Here is a 15,749-nt window from a genome sequence, read left to right as displayed (position 1 = left end):
ACAGCATCACAACAAGTCCTCGAAACCCGCCGGCAGACGCGTCGTTATCACTCTCGCGACCCGGTCGACAGTCAGGCCGTACGCTTCGAGCATCGGCACCAGCGCGCGCTTGGGCCCGACCACGAGCATATCCGCGCCGGGATAGCGGGCGACGCCGACCACAGCGCCGAGTTCGCCAAGGCGGGCGTCGGTCACCGTCATACCGACAAGTTCTGATTCGCGATACGCATTGGCCGGCAGCGGCGGCAGATCGGCGGCTCGCGCGTGCAGCGTCGTGCCGCGCAGCGCCTGCGCCTGGTCCGCGTCGGTCACCCCTTCGAACAGCACCCGCACGTGGCCGGTCGCAGGCCGCACGCGCTCGATGATCAGCGTGCGCGCATCTTGCCCGGGGGCGCGGCCGGTCAGCGCCAACCCTGGGCGCAGCTCCAAAAAAGAAGCGGCGACCTTGACGTCGCCGCGCAATCCGAACACCCCGACCACTCGGCCGACCAGCACCTGTGCATCCCGGTCGGCGCCGCTCAATCGATGATTTCGACGCTGACCTTCTCGCCCGTGCCGATGGTCGCCGCTTTGACCACCGTCCTGATCGCTTGGACGATGCGGCCTTGGCGGCCGATCACCTTGCCGCGGTCGTCTTCGGCGACGCGCAAGAGCAAGACCGGCCCGCGGTCGTCCTCGGTCGCGCCGATCGAGATCTGGTCGGGCTCGTCGACGATGTTCTCGACGATGTACTTCAGCACGGCCGCGGCCCGCTGGATGCCGTCGCGGACATCGTGCTCCTCCTCGTCATCCTCATCGTAGGGTGCACGCGACGCCTGTGGCGCCGGCGCCGCGCCCTCATCGAGGTCGACGTCCGCGTCGCCGGTCTCCTCGTCGTCGCCCTCCGCATCGTCCTCGTCTACGTCCTCATCGCCGTCAAGATCGATGTCAGCGTCGTCCAGATCAGCGGGCTCGGCGGGCACGGGCGCCGGATCGGTCGCGGCGTGATCGTCTTCGTCATCCAGATCGATGTCGGTGAACTCCGGCGGACGGTCAGGCATTTGACTTTCCTTTGCGCTTCTCGCGCGGTTTGCGCATCGGCACTTTCGCCTTGTCGTACAGTCCCTTTGCGGCCAGCAGCCGCGCTACGGTGTCCGAGGGCTGCGCGCCGTTGCCCAGCCAGTGTTTGACTTTGTCCTCGTCGAGCACGAGCTCGGCGGGTTCGCGGCGTGGGTTGAAGTGCCCGATGATCTCGATGAAACGTCCGTCGCGGGGCGACGCCGAGTCGGCGACGACGACGCGATATGAAGGCTGTTTTTTCGCGCCCGTGCGGCGCAGTCTGATCTTGACGGCCAATGTCTCTCCTCTGATCGCTCTCGCGATGGTCTAGCGGCCGCGCCCGCGGCCCAGCGTCTTCATCATCTTCTGCGACGCTTCGAATTGTTTGATCAATCGATTCACGTCTTGGACGGTCCTGCCGCTGCCGGCCGCGATGCGCCGCCGGCGGCTGGCGTTGAGAACGCGCGGATCGGCTCGCTCCTTCGGCGTCATCGACAAGATGATCGCCTCGACGCGCGCCACCTCGGAATCGTCGATGTCGCGCACGGCGCCGAGCTTCCCCATCCCCGGGATCATCCGAAGCAGGTCCTGCACCGAGCCCATGCGTTTGAGCTGGCGCAGCTGGTCCAGGAAGTCCGCCAGGGTGAAGCTCGCTGTGCGGATCTTGGTGGCGAGCTCTTTGGCTTGACGTTCGTCAAAAACGCGCTGACTCTTCTCGATGAGCGTGAGCATGTCGCCCATGCCGAGGATGCGCGACACCAGACGGTCGGGGTGGAAGGGCTCGAGCGCGGTCACCTTTTCGCCGACGCCGATGAACTTGACCGGCTTGCCCGTCACAGCCCGGATGGAGAGCGCGGCGCCGCCGCGGCTGTCGCCGTCCAGCTTGGTGAGGATCGTGCCCGTCAGGCCGATGCGCCGGTCGAAGACCTGCGCGACGTTGACCGCCTCTTGACCGGTCATCGAGTCCACGACGAGCAGCGTCTCGGACGGCCGGATCGCGGCCTTCACGCGCTCGAGCTCGGCCATCATCGGTTCGTCGATCTGCAGCCGGCCGGCGGTGTCGAAGACGACGACCGCGTTGCCCGCGGCACGCGCCTGCTCGAGCGCGCGCGCGGCGATCCCGGGCGCGTCGCTCGCGCCGTCCTCCGCGTAGACCGGCACGTCGATCTGGGCGCCGAGCATGCGCAACTGCTCGACGGCCGCCGGCCTGTGCACGTCGCAGGCCACGAGCAGCGGCCGCCGGCCCTCGTTCTTCCACAAGAGCGCGAGCTTGGCGGCATGCGTCGTCTTGCCGCTGCCCTGTAGCCCGGCCAGCATCACCGTGGTCGCACCCGTGCCTTCGAAATGCACCGGATCGAGACGCGCGCCGAGCAGTTCGACCAACCCGTCGCGCACGATCGCGATCACGGCTTGCGCGGGCGTCATCGACTCGAGCACCTCTGCGCCCACGGCGCGCGGCCGGATCGAGGCGATGAAGTCCTTCACCACGCCCAGATTGACGTCTGCTTCGAGCAGCGCGATGCGGACCTCTCGGAGCACCTCCGAGACGTCCGCTTCGCTCAGCTTGCCGCGGGAACGCAACCGTGCGAAGATCGCCGACAGGCGACCGGATAGAGATTCGAGCATGGACCTAGCTAGCGCGGGTGCGGAAGCGGGGCGGAACCGCGCGCGACCGTCACGCCTTTTCGGTGACCTCTTCGATGTACTTGACGGCGTCGCCGACCGTCTTGATCTTCTCGGCCTCCTCATCGGGGATGTCGAGATTGAACTCGGTCTCCAGCGCCATCACGAGCTCCACCTGGTCGAGCGAATCCGCGCCGAGGTCGTCGGTGATCGACGCATCCATCGTCACTTCGCTTTCCTCGACGCCGAGCTGCTCGACGATGGTCTTCTTCACTTTCTCGAAGACTGACATCAGGTTTTTATGACCTCCATAGAACTACATGTGCAGGCCGCCGTCGACGGCCAGCGTCTGGCCGGTCATGTATGCCGCGGCGTCGCTGGCCAAGAACACCGCCACGCGAGCGACCTCGTCGGGGCTGCCAAACCGGCGAAGCGGCACGCGACCCATGTATTGCTGCTTGAGCGCGTCGGGCAGCGACGCGGTCATCTCCGTCTCGATGAATCCGGGAGCGACGGCGTTGACGCGCACGTTGCGCGACCCGAACTCCTGCGCGAGCGACTTCGTAAGCCCGATCACGCCGGCCTTCGAGGCGACATACGCGCTCTGCCCCGCATTTCCCGTCAATGCCACGACGGAAGTGACATTGATGATCGAGCCGCTTTTCTGACCTATCATGACCTTTCCCGCTGCCGCACAGGTGTAGAACATCGACTGCAGGTTGGTCGCCAGGGTCTTGTCGAGCTCATCCCATTTCATGCGCAAGATGAGCTGATCGTAGGTGCGCCCGGCGTTGTTGACGAGGACATCGAGACGGCCCAAAGCTTTGACCGCCGCGGCGACGAGCTGCGCTGCCTCGGGTTGCAGCGAAACGTCAGCCACGTGCACGTGCGCCATTCCGCCGGCTCCCTCGACCTCCTGCCTGACCGCCTCGAGCGGCTCGCGGCGCCGGCCTGCGAGCACGACCGCCGCGCCCGCCTGCGCGAACGCGTGCGCGATGGCGCGGCCGATGCCTGTCCCCGCGCCCGTGACGAGAGCCGTCTTGCCTTCGAGCGTGCGAGTCACAGCGGGGAGCTCCCGACCGTGTCCTGGCCGCGCGGCGCGACGCCGGCGGCCTGCGCGAGCTTTGCGACGCCCTGCGCGTCCGCGACATGGATCACGCGCTCCGCGTCCACGCCGGGCAAGCGGCGCATCATGGGAGCGAGCACGGCGCTGGCGCCGCATTCGATGATAAAGTCCGGTTTGCGCGCCGCTAGCGCCACGGCCGTCTCGTGCCAGCGCACGCGCGAGACCAGACTGGCGATGAGACAGCGCCGGATCTGCTCGACCGATCGATACGGCTCGACCTCGACGTTGCTGATGACCTCGAATGCCGGCAACGCGATGCGCGCGGACTCGACGAACGCGCTGAAGCGCGCGACCGCCGGACGCATCAGCTCGCTGTGCCAGGCGCCCGACACGTTGAGCGTGACGACGCGCTTCGCGCCGGCCTCCTTTGCCAGCTCGCACAGCGCGTTGACGCCGGCCTCATCGCCGGAGACGACGATCTGGATGGGCGCATTGAGGTTGGCGAGATCGACGCGGGCGCCGCTGCTTTGCCGGGCCTGCGCGCACATCTCAGCGACGCGCGCCTGATCGAAGCCGATCACGGCAGCCATGCTGCCCGGCGCTTCATCGGCTGCAGCACCCATGGCTAAGCCGCGCTCGTTCACCAGCCGCGCGGCTTCGTCAAAGGTGAGCGACCCGGCGATCGTGAGCGAGCAGTATTCGCCGAACGAGTGGCCCGCGGACACGATCGGCGTCAGGCCGAGCGTCTCGACCGCGCGACAGATGGCGACGTTGGCGGTGAAGATCGCCGGCTGGCCGACGCGCGTCTCGCGCAGTTGCTCGTCGCTGCCATTGCGGCACAGCTCGAGCAGATCGTAGCCGAGGATCTTGGAAGCGCGCGCGAAGCACTCGCGCGAGACGGGAAAGCGCTCGGCGACGTCGACGCCCATCCCGACGCTCTGCGACCCCTGGCCGGGGAAGATGACACCGAGCGTCGGCATGCCGGCTTAGGCTTGTGCCGCGCTTGCCGGTGCCGCCGCGCGCGCGTCGCCGACCGGCGCGCCCAGCCAGCGCCACACCACAGCGCCCCACGACAGCCCGGCGCCGAACGCCACGAACACGACCACGTTGCCCTTCTTGATCTGGCCTGCGCGGATCGAGTCGGCCAGCGCGAGCGGGATCGACGCCGACGACGTATTGCCGTACTCGTCGATATTGGTGATACAGCGCTCGAGCGGCAGCGCCAGCATCTTCATCGTCGCGTCGACGATGCGCTTGTTGGCCTGATGGGGCACGACGAAGTCGACGTCGGCCGGCGTGAGGCCGGCTTTGGCAAGCGCGGTCTGCACCGAGCCCGCCATCTGCTGAACCGCGAACTTGAAGACCGCCTGGCCCTGCATCTGGATATAGCCCAAGCGCTCGTGCGCCGCCCCATTCCCCTTCGCCGCACTTGTAGCGGTCGAATTCATTCGACCGTCACTCGCTCGACCGTTCCCGACGTACCCGTTGAGCGCGCGATTGAGCGGGTTGCGGCTGCCGCCGCCGGGCAGGTACAGCACGCTCGGGTCGGAGCCTTCGGCGCCGAGCTCGCTGCCGAGAAAGCAATCCTCATCCGAGCGCTCGACCACGACCGCGCCGGCGCCGTCCCCGAACAAGACGCACGTCGCGCGATCCGTATAGTCGACCAGTTTCGACAGCGTCTCTGCACCGATGACCAAGATGCGCTCGTAGACGCCGGAACGGATGAGCGCCGCGGCGGTGGTCAGCGCGTAGACGAAACCCGAGCAGCCGATCGACACGTCGAAGGCCGCCGCGCCCGGGATGCCCAGACGCGCGGCGACGATGCATGCGGTGGCCGGAAACAGATAATCCGGCGTCGCTGTCGCCACGATGACGCACTGGATGTCGCTGGGCGCCCGCTTGGCGGCGTCGAGCGCGGCGAACGCCGCGGGAATCGCGAGATCCGAAGTCGCTTCATCGGGAGCTGCGATATGCCGGCGCCGCATGCCCGTGCGTTGCACGATCCACTCGTCGCTCGTGTCCACGAGCTTCTCGAGGTCCTCGTTGGTGAGGACGCCGGGCGGCGCGTATGCGCCGACTCCGCTGATCGTGACGCCGTAGTTCATTATTGCGTGCAGGCCTAGCCGGCCGGCTTGGCCTCATCCTTTTGCGCGATCGCGATGCGATCGTTGTAGTGGCCGCAGTTCGGGCACGCGAAGTGCGGCCGGCGCGGCTGGTGGCACTGCGGACAGGTCGAGAGCGCCGGCGCTTTGGTCTTCCACGTCGCGCGCCGGGTCCGCGTATTCGATTTGCTGCGTTTTTGTTTCGGATTCGCCATCGTCTTCAATTCACTCCGGGTTCTTGCATCAATTTTGCCAGGCCGGCCAGACGTTCGTCGATCTGATCTTCATGGCAGGCGCATTGCTCGCGATTCCTGTTCGCACCGCAGTGCGGGCATATGCCGCGACATCGCGGCTCGCAGATCGCTGCCATCGGCTCGTCGACTTCGAGCAGTTGCTCGACGAGCTCGCTGACGTCGATCGTCCGATCCACCAGCGGCGCCAGATCCGCGAACTGCGCGTCCTGCGGGCTGACGTCTTCGCTGAAGGCCTCGGCGATCTCGATGCGCGCCTCGCGCACGAACGGTTCGAGGCAGCGCACGCACGTCTCCGCTTCGCGGCCGGCGACTTCGCCCTCCATGTACACGCCGCGCTGCATGCGCCTGATCGCCGCGCGCAGGCGCACCCCGTCGGGATAACGCCGGGCCAGGTCGCCGTCGAGCCGGACATGCTGGTCGATCTCGATGGCCTCGACGTCGTGGCCAAAGAGCCGTTCTACTGAGATTTTCACGGGGATGCCTGCGCACGCGAAAGCCCGTCCTGATGACGGGCCATCGATTTGACTTGCATCATTATAGAAAAGGCGCTCCACCCTGTCAAATGTGCTTCCCTGCGGGACAACGCCTCAGTACCGGCGCAGCTGCGCGAGCGCATCGTCAAACGAGCTCACCGCCAAGATCCTGATGCCGTGGATGCCTGAGATAGACGGGTAGTCGGCCTTTGGCACTAAGAAGATCTTCGCGCCGCGATCGATGGCCGCGCGCAGCTTCTCGATCGCGCCGCCGACGGGCAGGACCGCGCCGTCGGCTGCCAGCACGCCGGTGCCGGCGATCTGCGTGCCGCCCGCGAGCGGCGTGCCCGTCAGCGAGCGGTAGATCTGCAGCGCGAACATCAGACCCGCCGACGAGCCGTTGATGTCTTTGACCTTGTACTCCACGTGCACCGGCAGCGATACCAGCGTGGTGTTCGCCGACACGATGATGCCGAACAGCGGCTTTCCTTTGTAGAGCGCGGTGTGGCAGGCGACCTCCACCGGCTTGGCGTCGCGCTCGATCTTGAACGCGAACGTCGACCCGACCGGCTTTCTCCCCGCGGCCGCGGCGATCGCCTCGACCCCGTCGGGCGTGCGGCCGTCGATCGACGCGATCGTGTCGCCGGTCTTGAAGCAGCCTGCCGCAGGCATGCCGGCCTTGATCTCCACGATCTTCGTCGTCGTCGCCGTCTTGACCGGCAGACCCGCCGCGCGCTCGGCCACGATCTGGGCGACCTTCTGGCTTTCCTTCATCGCGTCTTCGAGCTCGCGGTCGAACTGCGTGTCGTTGTCGTTGCCGGCGAAGTCCCGGCGCGGCACGATCTCAAATCCGGGCAGCACTTTGGCTGCTAGATAGAACGCCGGCCGGCCCGGCATCACCTTCACATCGGTGAGGTAGAGTATTCCCGGCGGCGGCGAGTGCCCGGGCACGGCGACGAGCCCATTGAGGTCGACCGCGTCACCGGGTCCGAACACCAGAACCGGCAGCGGGATCAAAAACGCCGCCAGCCCGACGATGAGGCCGATCGCGGCCGCGCCGAGCAGCCGCAGCCGCGTATGCTTTTCTTCGGGATCTCCCGTCACGAACGGTCGCGCGCCTTCGCCTCGCCGTTGCTTGACAGGCTCGTCGCGAGCTGCTCACGGCCCTTGTGAACGGCGGCCAGCGCACTGCCCAAGCTCGTGTCGAGCGCCGCCAGCACGCCGTCGGCATACTGGTCCGCGCCGCGGCGCACTTCGCGCGCGTGTGCCTCGGCTTGTGAGATGATCTGCGCGGCGCGTTCCTGCGCCTGCCGCGTGATGTCCGACTCGTCGAGCAGCTGAGTCTTGGTCGTCGACGCCTGCGCGACAAGCGCGGCTGCTTCCGATCTTGCGCCCTCGATCAGCCGGTCCTTTTCTTTCGTCACCGCCTTCGCCCGGCTCACCTCGTCGGGCAGGGTCGAGCGCAGCTTCTCGACCAAGTCGAGCAGCCGGTCCTGGCTCACGATGCGCGCGCCGAACGGCAGCCAGATGCCTTCTTTGATGGAGCTCTCGAGCTTGTCGATGACGGTGTAGACGCTCATGCGATCACCTCTTCTTCCCCTTGGCGCGATGCGCGCGCATGCGGCGCAGGACCGAAGGCGGCACGAACTCGGCGATGTCGCCGCCGAGAGAGAACACTTCTTTGACCGACGACGAAGACACGTAGGCGAACTCCGGGCTCGCCGGCATGAAGATCGTGTCCGCGCCGCCGCGCAGCTTGCGGTTGAGCAGCGCCATCGAGAACTCGTGCTCGAAGTCAGACACGATCCGCAAGCCCTTCACGATCAGCGCCGGTCCGGCCGAGCGCACGTATTCGACGAGCAGGCCGGCGAACGAATCGACTTCGACGTTGCGGATGCCGGCGCACGCATCGCGCAGCATGGCGACGCGCTCGGCCAACGTGAACATCGGCGTTTTGCTGGGATTGGCCACGACGGCCACGATCACGCGTGGGAACTGCGCGGCGGCGCGGCGCACGATGTCGAGGTGGCCGAACGTCACCGGATCGAAGCTGCCCGGGTAGACGACGACGAATCCATCGCGCGGTGCAGCGACGGCGCGCGTGCGCGCCCGCGCCATCAGCGGTTCCCCCGCGACGAACGCCTGGCGGCACGCGGCGCACGGACGGCAGCCGCGCGCGCGGCGCCGTCTGCCGCGACGCCTTTGCCGCGCTTGCACACGGCGAACGTCAGCGACGTGTCGCCGTATTTCGCGCGTTTGACGACTTCGAGCGAATCGGGCAGATCGGGCTTGTCGGAGCTCGGGTGCTCGATGACCGCGATGCCCTCTTCGCCGAGCAGCGTCTTTTGCATCATCAGACGCAACTCGTCGAGCGCGCCGCGCTCGTATGGCGGATCGACCAGCACGATGTCGAAGGAGCCGCGCAGCGTGCGCAGCGCGCGCAGCGCGTGCATGGGCATGATGCGCCAGCGGTCGCTGTCGGGCACGACCCGCACGGCGTTGCGCCGGATGGTCATCACCGCGTTCGCGTCGTTGTCGACGAAGACCACCGATGCGGCGCCGCGCGACATCGCCTCGAGACCGAGCGCTCCGGAACCGGCGAACAGGTCGAGGACGCGCGCGCCCTCGACGCGTTGCGCCAAGATGGCGAACATCGCCTCGCGCACTTTCGCGCCGGTCGGACGCGTCTTGGCGCCCTTGGGCGCCGAGAGCGTGGTCCGAGCCCGGCTGCCGCCTGCAAGTCGCATACGCTGGGATTGGACGCCAGCGCGGTGCTCTCCTTAAGGTAGGGCCAAGCCGAGCTTTCGAGCGCTCTTACGAGGTGGCGCGCAGCGCGGTGTCCGTGTCTTGCGCGGCCAAGAATGCCGCCAGGCGCGCGTTTTCGGCGCGCTCCAGCCTGGGGTCGCGCGCGATCAGCGCATCCGCTTCCTTTTTGGCGTCGAGGAACACCGGGTAATCGCGCACCAGATGCGCGAGGCGGAAGTCCGCCATGCCGTGCTGGCGGGTGCCGAGCAGATCGCCCGAACCGCGGATCTTCGCGTCTTCCTCGGCGATCGCAAAACCGTCGTTGGTCTTCTCCAAGATATGCAGCCGGGCGGTCTCCTCTGAATCGTCCGTGGCGACGAGGATGCAGTACGAGGCTGCGGCTCCACGGCCGACGCGGCCGCGCAGCTGGTGGAGCTGCGCCAACCCGAAGGACTGCGCGTCGAACACGAGCATCACCGTCGCGTTGGGCACGTCGACGCCGACCTCCACGACCGTGGTCGCGATCAGGATCTGCAAGAACCCGTCCGCGAACATGCGCATGATCTTCTCTTTCTCGTGGCCGCCGATCTTGCCGTGCAGCAGCCCCACGCGCAGTCCTTTGAACGCGTCGGCGCGCAGCTCTTCCGCCTGCTTGACCGCCGTGTGCAACGCGCGGTCCGACTCGTCGATCGCCGGACACACGACGTACGCCTGCCGCCCTTGCGCCACCTGATCGCGGATGAACGCGAAGATCTTGTCTTTGCTCGCGACGTCGCGCACGTACGTCTTCGGCGGTTTGCGCCCCGGCGGCATCTCGTCGATCACCGAGATGTCCAGGTCGGCGTACACGGTCTGTGCGAGGGTGCGTGGGATCGGCGTCGCGGTCATGACCAGCGTGTGCGGCGTGACGTGTTTGCCCTTGGCACGAAGCGCGGCGCGCTGCATCACGCCGAAGCGATGTTGTTCGTCGATCACGACCAGACCCAACCGTGCAAACTCGACGTCCTCGGTCAGCAGCGCATGCGTGCCCACTACGACGTCGAGCTCGCCGCGGCGCAGCTGCTCGAGGATGTCATCTCGGGTGGCGCGCCGCAGCGCGCCCACCAGCATCGCGACGCGCACGCCGGCTGCGGACAGCAGCCGCGTGAGCGTGTTGAACTGTTGCGCCGCAAGGATTTCGGTGGGTGCCATGAACGCGGCTTGATGGCCGGCGCGCACCGCGAACAGCACCGCCGCAGCGGCGACCGCAGTTTTGCCCGAGCCGACGTCGCCTTGCAGCAGCCGATTCATCGGCGAGGGCTTGACCAGGTCCCTCACGATCTCGTCGATCACGCGCGCCTGCGCTCCGGTCAAGTCGAACGGCAGCAGCGAGCGGATCGCCGCGTTGAAGTCGTCCGCGTGCCGGGCCGATGCTTTCGAAAAATCGGGCGAGCGCTCGCCCATGCGCGCTGCCCGGCGCTGCGCGGCGGCCAATGCCAGCAAGAAGAACTCTTCAAAGATCAGCCGGCCGCGCGCGCGCTCGGCTTCTTCGAGCGAGCCCGGTTGGTGGATCGCACGCAGCGACCAGCGCGCGTCGGCGAACTTGCGCCGCGCGGCGATCGCCGCCGGGAGCGGATCGAAAAGCGCGTCGGCGTTCTTGCTCGCCGCGAGGCGTGAGAGGGCTCGTGCGGCGAGGCGCACCACGATGTGGTTCGATAAACCTGTGGTCAACGGATAGATTGGCACGAGCTCGCCGCTGTACGGCTCCTCCTCGGGAACCACGCGGTGGCGTGACACCAACATCTGCACGCCCGTCAACGTGAGCTCGACACGCCCGCGCATGAAGATGCGCTGACCGGCGCGCAGCTGCGAGCCCAAGTACGGGCGGCCGAACCAGATCGCGGTGATGGTGCCCGTGCCGTCGTCGACGATCGCCGTGGTCTTGGCGCGCACGCGGCCGCGCAAGCGGATGTGTTTGACCTGGCGGATCACGCCGAGCAGATTGACCTCGCCCTCGGCTGCGCGCGTCTCGCGAAGCGCAGCGACGGTCGCCGCAGAGCGAAGATCCTCGTACCGGTACGGGTAGTGGCGCAGCAGGTCGAGCACGGTGCGGACGCCCATCCGGTCGAACTGCTCGACGGTAGCCCGCTTGAGGGTTCCTAGAGATGTTAGCGGCGCACCGGTGAAGGGCGCGCTCTGCCCGGCTTGCGGATCCGGCGAGGCTGGAGGCGACAGCCGGAGTCGAACCGGCGATGGAGCTTTTGCAGAGCTCTGCCTTACCACTTGGCTATGTCGCCGCGAGCGTGCGCGGTTTCGGCGAGCTCCGGGACGTTTCTTGCACGTCCGGCGCGCGCTCTGAGGAATGCGTATATAATGATGATTCGCGTTTAGGCGCGTGCGTCGATGGACCCTCTCGCACACGACGTCCGGCGTTCTTGGATCATCAAGCCCGCGATTTTCTCACGGCGGTGTCGCCCCACACGAAACGCCCGATGAGCGCACGTGCGAGCGTAGCCCGGTAGCCGCTTCGCGCCAGCGGCCCGAATAGCGCGATCGCCAAGCGCACGCTGGACTCGGGACCCAAAAGCGACATCAGACGCGGCAACAGGTTCTGGGCGCGCGCGATCCGCGCCACGGCGGGCCGCCGCTCGCGCTCGATCGCCGCCAGCGCTGCGTCGATCGCCTCGCGACGGTCGAATGATTTCGTCAGCTCCATGGCTGGAAGCAGATGGCGGGCCGCGACGACCGCGTCTTGCAGGGCGACGTTGATGCCCTGTGCTCCGACCGGGGACATCGGATGTGCGGCGTCACCGAGCACGATCAGCCCCGGCCGCCACCAGCGCGGTGCCATTTCGCTGACCGCAGGCAGCAACGTGACGTCCCCCCACGACCGAAGCGCCGCCGACAGCGACGCCTGCAGCGGGCCCAGCGTCGCGGCCATGAGGCGGGTTCGGAAGCGGTCGAAACCGGCGGCTCGTAGCGCTTGGAACTCGCCTTTGCGCAGCAGCAAGCCGACGCGCGTGACCGAGCCCGTCGGATACCAAAAACACACTTCGCGTCCGCGGATCGTCGCCTCGTATCGGTCCGATGCGTCCGCAAACCGCGGCACCGCACACCACGCGATGTCGAAATCCACATGCGCGTCACGCATTTCAAGCCCGGCGCTGCGCCGCACGGCCGAAAAACGGCCGTCGAAGCCGACGACAAGATCGGCGCGCACCTCGTCCGCGCCGCTGCGGATGCCCGCGATGCAACAGCCGTCGTCGAGCAGCTCGCGCACGGCGGCGCCCATGCGCAACGAAAAGCCGGGAAGCGCGCGCGCTTCGCCGGCGAGAGCCTCGAGCAACTGACGCTGCGGCAGCGACGTCACGATCGGACTGCCGTCGTCCGATCGCAGCGGCGGAGAGTCGTAGACCATACCGCTGCGCCCGATGTGCAGCCGCACGGCGGTGGGAGAAGCTCGCTCGAGCGACGCCAGCCGTTCGCGAAGGCCGAGATCCTCGAGGATCTGCAGCCCGCTCGGCAGCAGGCTCTCGCCGCGAAATTCGCGCTCGAACGTCGCTGCCTGCTCGTACGCCTCGACGGCGACGCCGGCGCGCGCCAAGAGCAGCCCGAGCGTCAGACCGCCGGGGCCGGCGCCGACGATGAGAACTCGGGCGCTCACGCGAAACCGCGCCGCCACGCTACCATCGACAGAAAGGTTGCGAGCCCGTCCGATGCCCTACCTTCCCGCGCTTGGCGATTGCACGCTGGCGATCGGCCGGCGCTCCGTGTCGCTCACCAATCTCGGCAAGGTGTTCTGGCCGAAGCTGCGTATCACCAAAGGCGAACTGCTGCAATACTACGCCGACGTCGCCGATGTGCTGCTGCCGCACCTGCGCGACCGGGCGATGGTCATGAAGCGCTATCCCAACGGCATCAACAAGCCGTTCTTCTTCATGAAGCGCATCCCGCAGCCCCATCCGGAGTGGATCGAGACCTGCCGCATCGATCACTCGTCGGGCAACGTCATCGACTTCCCGATGGTCCAAGACCTGGCGTCGCTGCTGTGGGTGATCAATCTCGGATGCATCGACCTCAACCAGTGGTATGCGACGTGCGACGACGTCGATCGTCCGGACTATCTCCACTTCGACTTGGACCCCGTTCCCGGTGCGGATTTCGACGACGTGCGCGAGACGGCTCTGGTGGTGCGCACCGCCCTCGAGGGTCTCGACATGCCCTGTTACGCCAAGACGACCGGTTCGCGCGGCATCCACGTCTACGTGCCAATCGTGCGCGGCCCGGTGCAAAAGCAGGTCTGGACGTTCGCTAAAGCGCTGGCGTTAAGCCTTGCCAAGACCTATCCCAAGCTCATCACCGCCGAGTACCGCGTGTCGAAGCGGCCGCGCGGCAGAGTGCTCGTCGACTACAACCAAAACGCGTGGGGCAGGACGTTGGCTTCCATCTACTCAGTGCGTCCGACGCAGCACGCCGCAGTCTCGACACCGGTCCGCTGGGAAGAGATCGAGCGCGGCATCGCGATCGACGACTTCACGCTGCGTAACGTGCCGGCCCGAGTGCGCCGCTTCGGCGATCTGTGGAAACCGATGCTGGCGCGGCGAGGCCGCTTCCGCCTCGACAAGTTCGTCGGACGCTGACCCGACGACCGTCACCTCTAGCTCCAGCTCGTGCGCGCCTTCTTGAGCGCCGGTTCCAAACGCTGCGGTTTGCGCAGGGCCTCTTTCCAGCGGTCGCCGCTCTTCTTGAGCAGCGCCGGCGCCGTCGCGATGTTCCAGCGCGCCGCTTCGGCGAAGATATCCGCTGCCCGCGAGCGCGCCATGCGCGCGACGTCGTTCCATTCCAGCGGCCACGAGACAGGCGCCTTTGGCCTGGGCCGCACGATGAACGGCATGACGATGGTCTTGCCTTCGCCCACCTGCGCCCAATCTATGTAGACGCTGCCGCGCTTGCGCTTCTTGATCGAGCGTTCCATGGTGATCGCATCGCCCATGACGGCCGCCAGCCGCGTCGCGGTCAGCTCGGTGAACCGGCGGATCTCCGCGTAGTCGTAATCCGGCGCCAGACGCCACATCACGTGCAGCCCTTTGCCGCCGGACGTCTTCACCGCCGGCGCTATGCCCAACGCCTCGAGCTCGTCTCGCAGCTGCAGGGCGACCTTGGCCAGCGCCGCAAGCGAGCAGCCCGCTTGCGGGTCGAGATCCAGCAAGCAAAAATCCGGCGAGCCGAGCGAGCCGATGCTCGAGATCCACGCGTGCAGCGTGATCGCCGCGAGATTCGCCAGCCACGCAAGCGTTCGCTCGTCGTTGCACACGACGTAGTCGATCTTCGAGCGCTTGCCGTACGTGGACGGGACGCTCACCGTCTCCACCCAGTCCGGCGCGCCGCGCGGCGCCTGCTTCTCGAAGAACGAGACGCCGTTGATGCCGTTCGGGAAGCGCTGCAGCGTCAAGGGCCTATCCTTTACATACGGCAGCAGCCACGGGGCGACGCTGAGGTAATACTTGATCAAGTCGCCCTTGGTATAGCCGTCGTCGGGCCAAAGCACTTTGTCGAGATTGGTCAACGCGGGCAACGCAACACCCGTAGTAGCGCGTTTTGCTACACGCGCTTTCCCCGCTGGCGCCTTTGACGGCGCGGCAGGGCGGTTGGAGATCCAAGTGCGAGCGCGCGGATTCTTCTCCACTTCATCGAGCGTGCGGCCGCTTTTCGCCGAGCGAACATGCTTTTCGGCATCCCAATGCGGGTCGGCGTACTCGTCTTTGTCTTTGACCAGCAGCCATGCGTTGTCGCCGGCGCTGCGGCCGCGCATCTTCACAAGGGTGAACATGCCGCGCAGTTTGCGCCCGTGCAAGATGAACTTGATCTTGCCGTTGGCGATCTCGCGCGCCGGGTCGGTGCCTTCCGCGAGCGTGTACCAGCCGTAGTCCCACACGATCACCTGGCCGGCGCCATAGTTGCCCTGCGGTATCACGCCTTCGAAATCGTAGTAGTCGAGCGGGTGGTCCTCGACGTGCATCGCCAAGCGCTTCTCCCCCGGGTCCAGCGACGGGCCTTTGGGCACCGCCCAGGACTTGAGAACGCCGCCGGCCTCTAGACGGAAATCGTAATGCAGATGGGAAGCGCGGTGCTTCTGCACCACGAAACGCAGCCGCTTGCCCGCGCGCGCCTTTACCGCACCGGCGGGCTCGCTCGTCTGTTTGAAATCGCGCTTGCGCTTGTACTCTCGCAGCGAACCCTTCATCGTTCGACCGGCCTCTCATGCACGATGTCCTTCGGATCTTTGTCTGTCCGCAGACCCAGGAAGACGGGCTGGCGCAAGAGCCCGTCGTCGGTCCACTCGCCGAACTTCACTTCGGCGACGAGTTTCGGCCGGACCCAGTGGCTCGTCTTCGGCAGCGGCGGCGGTGGCGGCGGATCGAACGGACAGCGCGCCGTCGCCAGCGGTTTGAGTTTGGCCATGACCGCC

Annotated in this window: 19 protein-coding genes and 1 tRNA gene; 1 reads left to right on the top strand and 19 read right to left on the bottom strand. The window is 66.9% G+C overall.

Going from position 1 to position 15,749, the window contains the following annotated elements; all coding sequences use genetic code 11:
• Positions 1-6: 6 nt before the first annotated feature.
• From rimM to VKF82_02050, 17 genes are all read right to left on the bottom strand, one after another.
• Entirely contained in the window at positions 7-522 is a 516-nt protein-coding gene (gene rimM, locus VKF82_02130) for a ribosome maturation factor RimM (protein HME80851.1), read from the bottom strand.
• Positions 519-1,040, bottom strand: a complete 522-nt coding sequence (locus tag VKF82_02125; protein ID HME80850.1) for a KH domain-containing protein — start codon at positions 1,038-1,040, stop codon at positions 519-521. The genes rimM and VKF82_02125 overlap by 4 nt, the downstream gene beginning before the upstream one ends.
• Positions 1,033-1,335, bottom strand: coding sequence for a 30S ribosomal protein S16 (gene rpsP, locus VKF82_02120; GenBank protein HME80849.1), 303 nt, complete (start codon positions 1,333-1,335; stop codon positions 1,033-1,035). The genes VKF82_02125 and rpsP overlap by 8 nt, the downstream gene beginning before the upstream one ends.
• 30 nt (positions 1,336-1,365) lie before the next feature.
• Positions 1,366-2,664, bottom strand: a complete 1,299-nt coding sequence (gene ffh / locus VKF82_02115; GenBank protein ID HME80848.1) for a signal recognition particle protein — start codon at positions 2,662-2,664, stop codon at positions 1,366-1,368.
• Positions 2,665-2,713: 49 nt separating this feature from the next.
• Positions 2,714-2,953 (bottom strand): acyl carrier protein, encoded by a 240-nt coding sequence (locus VKF82_02110; protein HME80847.1) that lies wholly within the window; start codon positions 2,951-2,953, stop codon positions 2,714-2,716.
• Between the two features lie 24 nt (positions 2,954-2,977).
• Positions 2,978-3,724 (bottom strand): 3-oxoacyl-[acyl-carrier-protein] reductase, encoded by a 747-nt coding sequence (gene fabG, locus VKF82_02105; GenBank protein ID HME80846.1) that lies wholly within the window; start codon positions 3,722-3,724, stop codon positions 2,978-2,980.
• Positions 3,721-4,707, bottom strand: a complete 987-nt coding sequence (gene fabD, locus VKF82_02100) for an ACP S-malonyltransferase (protein ID HME80845.1) — start codon at positions 4,705-4,707, stop codon at positions 3,721-3,723. Before fabD ends, fabG begins: the two co-directional genes overlap by 4 nt.
• A 6-nt stretch (positions 4,708-4,713) precedes the next feature.
• Positions 4,714-5,832 carry a beta-ketoacyl-ACP synthase III gene (locus tag VKF82_02095; GenBank protein ID HME80844.1) on the bottom strand — a complete coding sequence of 373 codons (1,119 nt, stop codon included), beginning with the start codon at positions 5,830-5,832 and terminating at the stop codon, positions 4,714-4,716.
• A 14-nt stretch (positions 5,833-5,846) separates the two neighbouring features.
• On the bottom strand, positions 5,847-6,044 hold the full coding sequence (gene rpmF, locus VKF82_02090; GenBank protein HME80843.1) for a 50S ribosomal protein L32: 198 nt from the start codon (positions 6,042-6,044) through the stop codon (positions 5,847-5,849).
• A 5-nt stretch (positions 6,045-6,049) separates the two neighbouring features.
• Complete coding sequence (locus VKF82_02085) at positions 6,050-6,556, bottom strand: DUF177 domain-containing protein (GenBank protein HME80842.1); 507 nt, start codon at positions 6,554-6,556, stop codon at positions 6,050-6,052.
• A 114-nt stretch (positions 6,557-6,670) separates the two neighbouring features.
• On the bottom strand, positions 6,671-7,660 hold the full coding sequence (locus VKF82_02080; protein HME80841.1) for a S16 family serine protease: 990 nt from the start codon (positions 7,658-7,660) through the stop codon (positions 6,671-6,673).
• Complete coding sequence (locus tag VKF82_02075) at positions 7,657-8,136, bottom strand: hypothetical protein (GenBank protein HME80840.1); 480 nt, start codon at positions 8,134-8,136, stop codon at positions 7,657-7,659. Before VKF82_02075 ends, VKF82_02080 begins: the two co-directional genes overlap by 4 nt.
• A gap of 4 nt (positions 8,137-8,140) precedes the next feature.
• Positions 8,141-8,674, bottom strand: a complete 534-nt coding sequence (gene coaD, locus VKF82_02070) for a pantetheine-phosphate adenylyltransferase (GenBank protein ID HME80839.1) — start codon at positions 8,672-8,674, stop codon at positions 8,141-8,143.
• Complete coding sequence (gene rsmD, locus VKF82_02065) at positions 8,674-9,303, bottom strand: 16S rRNA (guanine(966)-N(2))-methyltransferase RsmD (GenBank protein ID HME80838.1); 630 nt, start codon at positions 9,301-9,303, stop codon at positions 8,674-8,676. The genes coaD and rsmD overlap by 1 nt, the downstream gene beginning before the upstream one ends.
• A 67-nt stretch (positions 9,304-9,370) precedes the next feature.
• Positions 9,371-11,515 carry an ATP-dependent DNA helicase RecG gene (recG, locus tag VKF82_02060; GenBank protein ID HME80837.1) on the bottom strand — a complete coding sequence of 715 codons (2,145 nt, stop codon included), beginning with the start codon at positions 11,513-11,515 and terminating at the stop codon, positions 9,371-9,373.
• Positions 11,504-11,577: transfer RNA gene (locus tag VKF82_02055), tRNA-Cys, on the bottom strand. Before VKF82_02055 ends, recG begins: the two co-directional genes overlap by 12 nt.
• Before the next feature lie 146 nt (positions 11,578-11,723).
• Positions 11,724-12,944, bottom strand: coding sequence for an FAD-dependent monooxygenase (locus tag VKF82_02050; protein ID HME80836.1), 1,221 nt, complete (start codon positions 12,942-12,944; stop codon positions 11,724-11,726).
• Between the two features lie 52 nt (positions 12,945-12,996).
• Here VKF82_02050 and ligD (VKF82_02045) point away from each other — a divergent pair, with 52 nt between their 5' ends.
• A complete protein-coding gene (gene ligD / locus VKF82_02045) occupies positions 12,997-13,920 on the top strand; it encodes a non-homologous end-joining DNA ligase (GenBank protein HME80835.1) in 924 nt (307 codons plus the stop codon).
• Between the two features lie 17 nt (positions 13,921-13,937).
• Here ligD (VKF82_02045) and ligD (VKF82_02040) read toward each other — a convergent pair whose 3' ends face one another.
• Together ligD (VKF82_02040) and VKF82_02035 are read right to left on the bottom strand one after the other, a co-directional pair.
• Complete coding sequence (gene ligD / locus VKF82_02040) at positions 13,938-15,524, bottom strand: non-homologous end-joining DNA ligase (protein HME80834.1); 1,587 nt, start codon at positions 15,522-15,524, stop codon at positions 13,938-13,940.
• A partial coding sequence (locus VKF82_02035) for a hypothetical protein (GenBank protein ID HME80833.1) occupies positions 15,521-15,749 on the bottom strand: 229 nt, incomplete at its 5' end. The genes VKF82_02035 and ligD (VKF82_02040), both read right to left, overlap by 4 nt.

The sequence above is a fragment of the Candidatus Eremiobacteraceae bacterium genome, from assembly GCA_035314825.1.
GTDB lineage: Bacteria > Vulcanimicrobiota > Vulcanimicrobiia > Eremiobacterales > Eremiobacteraceae > JAFAHD01.
Note: the sequence above shows the minus strand (reverse complement) of the source record. Positions and strands in the feature narration are given on the sequence as shown.